The following is an 11,758-nucleotide window of genomic DNA, read 5'->3' as shown; positions in this document are numbered from 1 at the left end:
TGCGCCAACATGAGCCCATATGGCGCCGTCGGCGGTCAGCGCACATTCTCGCCGACAAGTGCTGTGCTTGATGCCTCGTGAGGGCTGCGCGCCCGGCAAAATCACCAGCAACCACTCAAGTTAGGGAGTTGCGGCGTGCCGAGCCGGGCTGTCGCTTGACGGCAACTTGCCGCCCCTAGAATCTGCCGCACTTGCCCGCGTTCATTCCAATCCCTTGAACCTGAAGCGGGCTGACCTCCAACGAGACGCCGCCACATGACCTCCACCGCCCTGCCCTGCATCCACCTGATCGCGGGCGCCCGTCCCAATTTCATGAAGATCGCCCCCATCGTGCGGGCCCTGCAGGCCAGTGGCCGCCTGAGCTGGAAGATCATCCACACCGGCCAGCACTACGACCGGGACATGAATGATGTGTTCTTCGAAGAGCTGGGCATTCCGGCGCCTGATGTGCGCCTGGGCTGCGGCGGCGGCAGCCATGCCGACCAGACCGGCAAGATCATGCTGGCTTACGAGCAATTGGTGAATGCAGAAAAGCCGGCCGCCTGCCTGGTCGTCGGCGACGTCAATTCCACCCTGGCCTGCTCCATCGTGGCCAAGAAAGCCGGTGTGCCTGTGGCCCATGTGGAAGCAGGCCTGCGCAGTGGCGACATGAGCATGCCGGAAGAGATCAACCGGCTGGTGACCGATGCCATCAGCGACTGGTACTTCGTCACCGAGCCCAGCGGCACCCAGCACTTGCAGCGCGAAGGCAAGGACATGAGCACGGTCTTCGATGTCGGCCATGTGATGGTGGACAACGTGTTGTTCCAAGCCGAGAAGCTCAAGACCCAGGACACCTCGGTCCTGGAAAGCGACGCGTACAAGCGCCAGCACAGCCGCTATGGGGTCGTCACCTTGCATCGCCCGAGCAATGTGGACAGTGCTGAAGCCCTGGAGCGCATCGCCACGGTCCTGCGCACCGTCTCGGCCGAAATCCCGCTGGTCTTTCCAGTCCATCCCCGCACCCGCGCCAATATCGAGAAGTTCGGCGTGCAACTGGGCGCCAACGTCACCCTGATGGGCCCGCAGGCCTACATGTCCTTCCTCCACCTCTGGAAGGATGCCGCCCTGGTGCTCACCGACAGCGGCGGACTGCAGGAAGAGACCACCGCCCTCGGCGTGCCCTGCATCACCATGCGCGAGAACACGGAGCGTCCCGTCACGGTGGACGAAGGCAGCAACGTGCTGGCAGGCACGGACCCGAACGTGATCATCCCCTTGGCACTCGAAACACTGAAGACGGGCGGCAAACGCGGCCGGCGGCCGGCGCTGTGGGATGGTAAGTCAGCCGAACGGATTGTGGGCATCCTGGCCGGCCTACTCGGCGCCTGAGCATGCCCCGAGGGCGGGCGAGCGAAGGCAGTCGCCGCCCTCGGTAGCCTGCATGCAGCGCAGCTGAATGCCGGCGGGTGGCCGATTGACCAGCCTCCCCGCCCCGATTCAGGCCGCTTCGGTCTTCCAGAGCTCGTCGATCAAGCTCTTGGTCTGGCGGATATTGCCGCGGCTGGAAGCACCGAACACCACCGATTCCATCTTCGGCAGGCCGCAGACATAGCTGATGGCTTCGCGGGGCGAGATCGCTCCGGAGGCCAGCACCGACATCGCCACCGGACGGAATTTGCGCTCCGCCAGCGTCTTCTCATACAGCTCGACGCCACCGCACATGCGGAAGCCGATCTTGTTGATATTGGAGCAGATGATGGGGTTCTCGATGCCAAGCTCGTCCAGCACATCGAGCAGGGCCGGCGTGTTCATCGTGATGAAACCGGGCTCGGCGCCGTACTTGCTGCGCACATGGTCATGGAAGATGCGGAAGGCTTCCTTCATGCCAATGCCAAGCAGCAGGTCGGTGATCACGTTTTGCATGAATATCACCGGCGTCTTGAGGCCGTGGAACATCTTCATCTCGGCATCGATCAGCAGCTGCAGGATGGCCTCGATGTCCTTGTTCGCCAGCGCCATGCCGCCCTTGAGCATCGCGCCCACGGCACCGTCATCGGGCAGAAACTTGCGCAGCGCGTCGATCATGCCGTGCTCGGTCACCGCATTGGCGTACTTGTGGGCGTAAGGCATGCAGGGATAGAACTGGTAATCCGGGTACTTGTCGGGATGGGCCCGGAAGTGGTCGCAGATCGCCTCGACGCGGTCGTGCGTGGTGCACATGAAGGTGCGGATACCCTCCTGGTAGGCGGCATCGAGCACATCGATGATGGCCTGCAGATCTTGGAAGCGCATCTGCTGCGCGCGGGCTTTTTCTTCGGACATATGGTTGACACCAAAGAACTGGTTGTCACCGAACAGGACGCGATCCATAGCTTGTTGATTTCCTTGCATGTGAGGCTCAGCCGAAGATGCGGGCCAGCAAGCCCTTGGGTGCAGCTGCCGCGGAGACCAGCGGTGCGCCGGCGCCAGGCGTCGCGGCCGATCCGTCGGCCAGGATCATGGCCACCACGCGGTCGGCGTCCAGGGCCGAGCGGAAGCTGTTCTGGCCATTCAGGCGCTTCATCTCACAGCTCTTGATGAAGTAGTCGATCTGGGCCGAGTACTCCTCGCCACGCAGGTAGTACCAGACCTCCTCGGTCAGGTCGGTCGTGTAACGGACGGTCCAGCCTGCCTTCAGCTCTGGCAGGGCTGCCACCGGTTCGCGCAGATAGATCTGGCATTCCTGACGGTCCGCGGTGATGCGGCCATTGGTGCCCCAGACCGAGATCTTGGTGCTCATCTTGCGGAAGCTCTCGTCGCTCCAGTTCACGCACAGCTGGCCGCTGGCGCCGGAGGCGTAGTTCAGCGAGCAATACACCTCATCCTCGACGTCACGCGAGAACACGCCGTGGCGCACCACGCCGCTGACCGAGGCCGGTGTGCCGGCCACGAAATTGACCAGATCGATGGCGTGGCATGCGTAGTCATACAAGGCGCCGCCGCCTTCGCTCTTGGCCGAGCGCCATGTACCGCCCTTGGCCTTCAGCACCACCGGACCATAGGCCTCGGCGCGCACATGGTGAACCGTGCCCAGCGCGCCCGACTTGACGATGCGAGCCGCCTCCTGGAAGGCGCCGACAAAACGGTAGTGGTAGCCGACCTGGGTGACCAGACCCTTGCGGTCCGCCAGCTCGACCAAGCGCTCGCCGTCCTTCACATCGAGCACAAAAGGCTTCTCGCAGAAAACGTGCAGGCCCTTGTCCAGCGCCTTCTGCACCATGGCGGCATGCAGCTTAGACGGCGTGGCCACCAAAATGGCGTCCAGCTGTTCCTCGGCCAGCATGCGGTCGTAGTCGGCATAACACTTCAAACCCGTGTGCTTGGCCAGCACATCGGTCAGATAGGCGGTGCTGTCACAGGCTGCGACCAGCTGCACCTGCTGGTGGGCACGCACGATGGCCAGATGCGAGAGGCCCATCTTGCCCAAGCCGATCATTCCAACTCTTATCATCCCTGAACTCCAAAAAAAACGATCAATCCGAAGGTGCGGTACTCAATGGCCGAGTATCGCCCGCTTGATTTGCTGATAGGCCTGCCGCCCCTTGTCCAGCACGGTGCGGTTCGCCTGCTTGCGCTGGGCCTGTGCCAGATGCGCCAGCAGGCCAGCGGCGCTCAGCTGGGGCTCATGAACAAAAGCGCCCTCAGCCAGCAGATAGCGGTCGACATCGAGCAACTCGTCCTGGTAGACCGAGATGGTCGGGATGCCCAGCACCGCCATTTCCCGTGTCATGGTCCCGCCCGCGCCGACAAAGAGATCGCAGTCCGGTGCGATGTCGGCAATGTCCATGGCGGTGTCGACGATGCGGATGCCGGCGAACTTGGCGTCACGGTAGTGCTCGCCCTGGGCCTTGCCGCGCGGCAGCAGCGTCACCTGAACCTGATCCTTGATGCCCAGCAGCAGCTCGTCGAGAAAGTCCCGGCTGCCCTTGTAGTACTGCGCCGTCCAGGGCTCGGGCCGCAGATAGACACGCGGCCGGCCGCCGCTGCGCGCGGGCGTGCCACGCGCGGCGAGCTTGTCAGGCAGGCTCCACAGATAGATGCCCTCCTTGACCCCCGGATAGGCTTGCACCTTCTTTGGGTTGGCCCACTGGCGCCGCAGATTCTCCAGCGACAGAAACTCCGGAACCATGATTTTGCTGGCGCACAGAAACGAGGGCACATTGCCCATCGCATGCTCGTTGTCGTTCATGTAGATCGAACGCACGCCCAGCAAACGGGCCACCACCGGCGAATGAAACGAGCTCTGCGACACCGCCACATCGATCTTCATCGGCGCCAAGTAACGCCGCAGCTGCAGCACCCGAATCGGGTAGCCGAACAGCTTCTTGTAGAAGTTGCCGCCGTAGTGCTCGCCGACCACCTCGTACTTGAAGCCGTGCAGGTCGAGCAGATCGACCGTGTTGGCCAGGGGCCGGCAGGTGATGACGACTTGATGCCCTTCGGACTCAAGCTCGCGGATCATCTGCGCGAACAGGTTGATGTGCGGCGAGTTGGATAGATCGAACCAGATTTTCATGATGTCCTGCCAGCCTCGGCCACAGCGGCCTCGGCGAAGATCTCGAAACTGCTGCTGAGCGTCTCATTCGGCTGCAAGCTGGCGCTGACGACCAGCACCGGCGCCGCATGCCGGCGGTAGAAGCCCGGCGACACCCAGCCCTGCGGCGGTGCCTCCTGGCCTTCGACGATTGCGACCTTGGTGATCGGCCCTTTCAGACGGATCAACACGCGGTGCGCCGCGGTGCTCAGCAAATACTCGCCGGGCGATCGCTCGCTGAGCCGGGCGCCCGCCGCGGCATGCCAGTGCAGCGTGACCTGATGCGCCTGCCTGCACTCCAACCAGTCATCCACCTGGAAGGCATCGCCTTCGCCCAGCTGCACCCTGCGGTGATGCCGCACGGGGTCGGGTAGGCGCAGATAGCCGTCGTGATGGGCTTGCATCAACGCCGCCCGGCCGCTCCGCTCGCGGCGCGTGACCGTGCAGACGATGTCGCGCAACCACAGAAAGCTGGCACCGTAGATCGACTGATCCAGATCCTCCACCACCAGGGTGTTGTGCGCATGGGTGCCACGGAAGAAATGCCGCAGCCTGGGCGCAGCGTTGTAGCAGTAAGTCCCTGCGTCCACCAGCAGGGGATCGCCGGCGCGCGACAGCTGCAAGGCCAGCACATCGGCATGGCCATGACCCGAAATCCGGTTGTAGCCCAGCGGCCCGCAGTCGAAGAGCAAGCGCAGCTCGTCGTCGGCATGCAGGCGATGGCCCAGCAGCGCATAGCCGCCGTCCGGGAAGTAGTCAGGCAAGGCCTGAGCGGCAGGCACCGGCGCGGCGGCGCGGCGAACACCGCGATGCAGAGCCAGCCAGGGCTGCTCCATGCGCCCCGCCTCAGGCAGCCGCTCCGTCTTGGCCAGCAGCTCGGCGCGCTCGAACAGCAGGCTGCCCATGGCTACCATGGCGTGATAACTGTCGAACTCAACGCCAGCGCCCAGGGTCCAGACCTCGCCGTCGTCGGAGTCACCGTAAGCCGGGGTGTTGCCGGCGCAGTCGGTGACGGCGGCCAGGAAGATGACGGCCGATTCGACCCGCTGCCAGAAGGCGGCGCTGAAGGTGTCGCCTCTGGCCCGCCCCGCCAGCGCACTGGCCAGCAGGAACTGCAGGGTGAACTTGTGATAGCAGAGCGCCTGCTCCCGGTTGACGCCGTCGGGCGCGAACTGCTTCAGCGTTTCCTCTTCCAGCAGGCGTTTGGCACGGGCGCACAGGCGCCGCCCCTGCGGCCACAGATCCCAGGTCTGCGCCGCCACATAGACACCCGCGGCCTCGCCAATCAGGTGGTTGTCGGCCGACGAGTAGAAGGAGTAGTTGTCGCTGGCAAAGCGCATGTGCTGGTAGATGCTATCCAGCCAGTCACGCAGCAAGCCCTGACCCTCCGGGCCCTGGAAGATCGGTGACTTCTCTGCCCCGATCAGATGCCAGACCAAGCTCCAGTTGATCAGCCGGATGCCGTGCTCCACCGGCGATGACCAGTTCGGGCCCATGGCGTAGGGGCAACTGCGCAGCCAGCTGCGCAGCAGCTGCGCAATCCTCTGCAGATAGCGCGGGTCGGCCGTGAGCGCCCAGGCCTGGGCCAGCGTCACCCACCAGACATGGCGGTTCAGCTCCCATAAGTGCTTGATGTCGATGCCGGCGCCGACATGGCGGAAGTCGATGCCCAGACCGAAGGTCGAGGGGATCAGCGTGCCGGTGACCGGGTCCCGGTTCCAGTCCGGCAGGCCTTGCTCAAATGCCACCGGCTGGCCGAACACGCTGTACTCGCCGGCCAGCAGGCGCTCTGCAGCCAGGATCAGCGCCTCTTGCCGGGCGCCGGGCTCCGGGACACGCAGCCAGGCCTGACCGAAGCTGGCATCGGCGGCCCGGGCGGGCACACGCTTGGCCGTGAACAGACCCTGACCCTGCGCCAGGCTGCGCAGCACGGTCTGCGCTCGGAACGGCACTTCCTGCCAATACATGCGGCTAAGGCGCCGCACCAGCCAGACCAGACGTTCAGATTTCAAGCTCACCGACCACCCCATGACGTGCGGCCAATGGAGATCGGCTGCGACAACTCTTCTGCCTTTCCGGCAAGGCGTGCATTATGACCACGGCGGCCGTGAATCCCTGATGAATACGGGCAGCCAGTCCCCTTGGAATCAGCGGTATTCGCGCCTCCGTCCCAGGCTGAGACAAGCAGACAGGCAAGGTAAAACCGAGCAGACCGCGAATGCCATGACGCTTCGGCCCGAAAGTACCCTGCCGCCCCAGGACTCCAGCGACCGGGGCAAGCGCGATACCTTCGAATTCAAATCGAAACATCATGAAACATGAGGGCGGCGACGGCCAGAACTGTCGCCGTGTCGGCGCACAAGACGCGACTCGCGGAAATAAGCGGCATATCCTGCCTCTACTGACGCCTTGTCTCGCATCCAAAGCGCCACGGGCGCTGCACAATTCGTCGACAAGCACACGCTGCGGCAGCCGCGGCGTACTGGGATGGGCACTGTGTGCCCGCCACACTTTTATGCAAGGTAGTTCGCATGATGGCCACACCCACCCCCACCCTGACCCGTCTCTTTGCCGTCATGCCCCTGGCGCTGCTCGCGGCCTGCCAGCAGCCGCGGACCCCGCCTCCTGGACCGGATCTACTGAATGGCGAGCCACCCGCCGCCGGCGTGCAGCAGACCAGTGGCGGCAGCTGCGCCCCTCTGCCCGCCGACTGGCTGGAGCTGATGCCGGCCCACCAACGCCGCATCCTCCCGGAAGACTGCACGAGCGCCGCATCCGCATCCCTGTTTTCCTGGGCCGAGGTGCGTGACCGGGTGGCCACTACACCCTGGAGCTTCACCCTGCGCATCAAGGGAGGCGCCGTCATCCACTCGCGCAACGACCTCACTGAACCCAGGCTGCTGCTGCAGCAGGCGCTGCCGGCCGGCGACTATGAATGGTCCGTCGCCTACAACAGCACCCGCGGCTCCTTGATCAGCACGCAGTGGCGGCGCTTCACCATTGAGGCGCCCTTACAGGTACGCGCCAAGTCATCGCTTGCGGCCGCCGTGCCGGTGAACCCCTTGGCCATACCGAACGGCGCCAGCCTGGCGTACTCGGTGCTCAGCAAGACCCGCCCACGCCTGCTACCCGCAGGCAGCAGCTACGCGGCGATCGCGACGGCGGCCCAGGGCCCGGACTACTTGCCGGTGCTGAATGCGCTGCGCACCACGGCTCGCTTCGCGATGACGCAGCCCGTGCCGGCCGCTCCGCCGATGCCGCTGACTGCCTCAGACCTTGCCAAGATATTGAACGACCGAGCTATCAGGCACACTGCCCGCAATGAACGCGAGTACATCGAGACGCTTGCCATCATCGGCCGCCTGGACAAGAACCTCGCCATGCTCGCACTGGCCAAGCAGCGTCTGCTGGCACTGGCGGCCTGGGCGCCCAGAGGCGCCAGCAGCGAAACGAGCAACGACCAGGCCAATCGGGAGATCCATCTCGCCCTGGCCACCGGCCTTGACCTCTTCTGGTCCGAGCTAAGCGCGACCGAACGCAGCAACATCACCGCCGTACTGCGCGACCGCATCCTCCAAGCCGCGGCCGCGCTGAGCAATCTGGACCGCGAACCCTACGACTCTCATGGCATCGGCAATGTGCGCTGGATCAACCAGTCCCTGCTGCTGGCGGCCGGGCTGCCCGGCTTCCCTGAGGCCCAGACCATGCTGGCCAAGTACTGGGAGTTGAGCCGCTTCACCCTCGGGGTCTGGGGCGACAGGGATGGGGGTTTCGGCAATGGCATCGCCTATGGCTGGTACGCTTTTGTCAGCGCCGTGCCCTTTGTCGCGACGGTGCGCACCGTCACCGGCGTCGACCTGTATCAACTGGATCATCTGCGCCGGGCTGGCCAACAGCTGATGGCCTTCACGGCCCCGAACCGCAAACAGCCCAGCGCCTTCGGCGACGAGACCGAGACCGAGGAGCTTTACGCCTACTACGCCTCGAACTACTACCGCATGCATGCGCAGATGACGCGTGACCCGGTGGACGCCTGGTATTGGCAGGTGAACCCCAACAATGTGAACAAACCCAACCAGCCGCTGGTCTTGCAGCTGCTGCTGCTGGGCAGCAACAGCAGCCCGCTGCCGGCGCCACAAGCCCCAAGCCAGCACCACTGGTTCTCGCAGGATGCGGGCCTCGCGGCCCTGCATGTGAATGCGGCGCAGTCGGCGCGCACCAGCCTGTTCTTCCGCTCCAGCCGCTTCGGCGCCTTCAGCCACTCGCACGCAGACCAAAACTCAGTCGTGTATGTCTCTCAGGGCCAGCCGCTGCTGATCAATGCCGGCTACTACCCCTACTTCAACTCCCCACACCACAAAAACGTCACCCGTGCGACCCGTTACAAGAACGCACTGACCTTTGATGGCGGCTTCGGCCAGAGCGAGAGCGTGCTCAATGCCAGCAAGCCGAGCGTGCCCGCGCAAAGCATGGATACCGGCGGCAAGCTGCTGCAGACTGAGGTGCGCGGCAATCTGACCCTGGTCAGCGGCGATGCCACGGCAGCCTATCGCGCCATCAACACCAGCACCGGCCAATGGGCGCCCCTGCTCAGCAATGCCGTGCGCAGCGTGGTGATGGATCGCAGCACGGGCATCACCCTGATCTACGACTGGGCCACCAGCAGCACGCCACGCCGCTGGGAGCTGAACTACCACTCACCAAACAGTTTCAAGGCCGATGCGGCGACCGTACAAGCCAGCAATGGCTCGGCCTCCGTGTGCCTGGACCGCTATGGCCCGGCCACCAGCTTTGCCCAGACCATGGCCTGGGAAATTGCCCCGGAGGTGAGCATGCAGGCCCAAGCCCATGGGCGCTTCACCATGCTGTCGCCCAGCACCGAACTGGCCCACCTGACGGTCTTGCGCGACAGCTGCCGTATCCAGCCCCTGCAGGTGCAACAGAACGGCACCCGAATCCAGGTGGTGGCGGGCTCGCAGACCATCAGCTTCGACAAGCGCCTGGTTCAGCTGCCCCCTTGAGGGCCGCAGATCACCAGTTATAGGGCTTGTGCAGGCCGGCCCGAATGGCCAGGCGGCGAACCCGCTTGCGCCAGCCCATCAGGCCGCATTTGATGCGGCCCTCGATGCCGGCGACGCCGCGGTAGCTCCACATCGTGGGCCCCGACTTGCGGCCGCTACGGCGCTCAGCCCGGGTTTCCTCGGCAAACCAGGCCCGGTAGTCCTGATCGGACAAGCCGGCAAACGGGGTGCGCGCGGCCAGCTCGGGGTCGGTCAAGGCATCGTGCTCGCGCTCGACAAGCAGACGCGCCCGGGCCTTGTCGTAGCGGACCCAGACCGAACGCAGGCCGGCCGCCGAGTGGCGCAGAACCAACTGCTCGCACACGCTCTCTGACTTGTAGCGCAGCTCGCGGCCGCGATAATTCACCTGCGGCAAGGCGAAGTTGCCCAGGGAGTAGGCGATGACGCCATCGCCATGGCGCTCCAGGCCCTGGACCAGATGCGGGTGATGCCCGATCACCAGACTCACACCGACATCAATCGCCCGCCGCGCCCATTCACGATCGGCCGGCTGCGGATGACGCGCCAGCTCATAGCCCCAGTGCATGAAGGCCACGAGCGTGGCAGCCGGGAACTCGCGACGCAGCGCACTCAGCTGCTGCAAGGACGCCTCCGGCTCGAACAGCTGTGCGGCGTCCGCCGTGCCCGGCATAGCGGTCGGTTCGGGCAGGGGCGAACAAGCTGCCCACAAGAGGTACGGCCGCCCGTCCACCGTGATCTGACACCAGGGTTGGCGCCGGGTCCCGAAGGCCTGGATGCCGGCCACGTTCAGCGCAGCCAGCGTGTGGTCCAGCCCGCTCTTGTAGTCGCAGATGTGGTTGTTGGCCAGTCCGCAGGCAACCGTGTTCAGCGCCTTGAGGGTATCCATGGAGCTGCTGTGCGAGTAGAGGTTGTACTTGTACACGTCCTCCACCTGACAGGCTTCCGGCGCCGCATGAATCAGCGCACCTTCGAAATTCACGACCAGAGCATGCCCGGCCGTCAAACGCTCCATCTCGCCGGTATCGAGGACACCAGGACCTGGCCACGCCATATCGCCGCCAAACATCAAATCCACATCAGCCCCTTTGTTCCAGCATTCGATACTCGTCCTGCAGCCGTCCGATCACCGCCGGGCTGCCGTAGTGTGCTTGGGCTCGGGCCCGGGCTTTCAGAGACAGCGCAAGCCAGCGGCCCTGCGACCAGATGTCCGAAACGGCGCCTGCATAGGCGGCGCCATCCGCTTCCAGCGGAAGGATGATGCCAGCGTCATCGATCACCGAGGCATTGAAGCCGTTTCTCGAGGCCAGAGGCACGCAGCCCATGCTCATGGCCTCGGTCAGCGCATTGGAGTGACCCTCGCCGCGATGCCGCGTCGGGAAGATGAAGAAGTGCGCCTGCGCCAGCAGATCCAGCACCTCCTGCGAGGACCGGCTGCCCAACCATTGCGCATCGACATCCGGGTAGTCCCGCACCAGCGCTTGCTGCAGAGCCGCCTCAACCGGTCCGACGATCCATACCCGCACAGGCGAGCTGCGCTTGCCGAGCAAGCGTGCGGCCTCCAGCAGTGTGGCGATGCCCTTGTCCAGATTCACCCGCCCCACGTAAATCAGCACGGGCGACTCGCCGGAGGGCGGGCTGGTCCGGTCGGCCAGAGAAGCCAGTTCGACATGGTTGGGAAAGTAGAAAGGCGACTGGCCGGTGAGCCGCCGCACAAAGGACTCGTACTCCCGGCCCTCGACCATGACCCGGTCCGCTTCCCTGAGCACCCGACGGAACAGCGCTTGATAGACGGCACCGAGCCGCTGGTAGTACAGCAGCATCGATCCGGCTCGGATGTCATAGACCGTCAGATAGCCGAGCCGCCGGGCCTTGCGCAGCAGCAAGAGCTCGGGCAGAACGAACTGCTTGTAGAGCCCGGTGATGTGCAGCACGCCGGGCGCCTGGAGCTCCAGCTGCCTGAGCAGGCGCCGGAAGCCCGAGACATAGCCCAGCAGCTTGGCCAGGCCGCCCCCCACGGGAGCCGGGTAGGGCATGGCCTGCACGCTGCGCTGCTGCGAGCGCAGGGCGGCCAGGGTCCGCGCATTGGCGGCGGCATAGCCGCCGTTCGGGGGCTGGCCTTCAGGTGCCAGCGGCCCGCAAAGATAGATCGTCTTGTTCATCG

At 64.8% G+C, this 11,758-nt stretch carries 8 protein-coding genes; 2 read left to right on the top strand and 6 right to left on the bottom strand.

Features of this window, described 5'->3' with window-relative positions; genetic code table 11:
• The first annotated feature begins 255 nt into the window (after window positions 1-255).
• Complete coding sequence (gene wecB / locus OOB33_RS11015; protein WP_271008705.1) at window positions 256-1,371, top strand: non-hydrolyzing UDP-N-acetylglucosamine 2-epimerase; 1,116 nt, start codon at window positions 256-258, stop codon at window positions 1,369-1,371.
• Between the two features lie 108 nt (window positions 1,372-1,479).
• Here the strand turns inward: wecB and OOB33_RS11010 are convergent, their stop codons facing one another.
• The 4 genes from OOB33_RS11010 to OOB33_RS10995 are packed head-to-tail and all read right to left on the bottom strand — an operon-like array spanning window position 1,480 to window position 6,573.
• On the bottom strand, window positions 1,480-2,352 hold the full coding sequence (locus tag OOB33_RS11010) for a hypothetical protein (protein ID WP_271008704.1): 873 nt from the start codon (window positions 2,350-2,352) through the stop codon (window positions 1,480-1,482).
• A gap of 28 nt (window positions 2,353-2,380) precedes the next feature.
• Window positions 2,381-3,457 carry a Gfo/Idh/MocA family protein gene (locus OOB33_RS11005; protein ID WP_271008703.1) on the bottom strand — a complete coding sequence of 359 codons (1,077 nt, stop codon included), beginning with the start codon at window positions 3,455-3,457 and terminating at the stop codon, window positions 2,381-2,383.
• Window positions 3,458-3,514: 57 nt separating this feature from the next.
• Window positions 3,515-4,537, bottom strand: coding sequence for a DUF354 domain-containing protein (locus OOB33_RS11000; protein ID WP_271008702.1), 1,023 nt, complete (start codon window positions 4,535-4,537; stop codon window positions 3,515-3,517).
• Window positions 4,534-6,573 carry a heparinase II/III family protein gene (locus OOB33_RS10995; RefSeq protein WP_271008701.1) on the bottom strand — a complete coding sequence of 680 codons (2,040 nt, stop codon included), beginning with the start codon at window positions 6,571-6,573 and terminating at the stop codon, window positions 4,534-4,536. Before OOB33_RS10995 ends, OOB33_RS11000 begins: the two co-directional genes overlap by 4 nt.
• 513 nt (window positions 6,574-7,086) lie before the next feature.
• Here OOB33_RS10995 and OOB33_RS10990 point away from each other — a divergent pair.
• Window positions 7,087-9,576: a heparinase II/III domain-containing protein gene (locus OOB33_RS10990; RefSeq protein WP_271008700.1), complete on the top strand. Its 2,490-nt coding sequence runs from the start codon at window positions 7,087-7,089 to the stop codon at window positions 9,574-9,576.
• Window positions 9,577-9,586: 10 nt separating this feature from the next.
• Here OOB33_RS10990 and OOB33_RS10985 read toward each other — a convergent pair whose 3' ends face one another.
• A complete protein-coding gene (locus tag OOB33_RS10985; RefSeq protein ID WP_271008699.1) occupies window positions 9,587-10,609 on the bottom strand; it encodes a CapA family protein in 1,023 nt (340 codons plus the stop codon).
• 64 nt (window positions 10,610-10,673) lie between these two features.
• Complete coding sequence (locus tag OOB33_RS10980) at window positions 10,674-11,756, bottom strand: glycosyltransferase family 4 protein (RefSeq protein ID WP_271008698.1); 1,083 nt, start codon at window positions 11,754-11,756, stop codon at window positions 10,674-10,676.
• Window positions 11,757-11,758: the final 2 nt, after the last annotated feature.

Origin of the sequence: Paucibacter sp. B51, assembly GCF_027863535.1 — a bacterium.
GTDB classification, from domain to species: domain Bacteria; phylum Pseudomonadota; class Gammaproteobacteria; order Burkholderiales; family Burkholderiaceae_C; genus Paucibacter_A; species Paucibacter_A aquatilis.
Note: the sequence above shows the minus strand (reverse complement) of the source record. Positions and strands in the feature narration are given on the sequence as shown.

What these genes read in the sequence shown, in the direction of transcription:
- OOB33_RS10980 (WP_271008698.1), bottom strand. Translation starts at nt 11,756, where the DNA reads ATGAACAAGACGATCTATCTTTGCGGGCCGCTGGCACCTGAAGGCCAG.
- OOB33_RS11000 (WP_271008702.1), bottom strand. Translation starts at nt 4,537, where the DNA reads ATGAAAATCTGGTTCGATCTATCCAACTCGCCGCACATCAACCTGTTC.
- OOB33_RS11010 (WP_271008704.1), bottom strand. Translation starts at nt 2,352, where the DNA reads ATGGATCGCGTCCTGTTCGGTGACAACCAGTTCTTTGGTGTCAACCAT.
- OOB33_RS11005 (WP_271008703.1), bottom strand. Translation starts at nt 3,457, where the DNA reads ATGATCGGCTTGGGCAAGATGGGCCTCTCGCATCTGGCCATCGTGCGT.
- OOB33_RS10990 (WP_271008700.1), top strand. Translation starts at nt 7,087, where the DNA reads ATGATGGCCACACCCACCCCCACCCTGACCCGTCTCTTTGCCGTCATG.
- OOB33_RS10985 (WP_271008699.1), bottom strand. Translation starts at nt 10,609, where the DNA reads ATGGAGCGTTTGACGGCCGGGCATGCTCTGGTCGTGAATTTCGAAGGT.
- wecB (WP_271008705.1), top strand. Translation starts at nt 256, where the DNA reads ATGACCTCCACCGCCCTGCCCTGCATCCACCTGATCGCGGGCGCCCGT.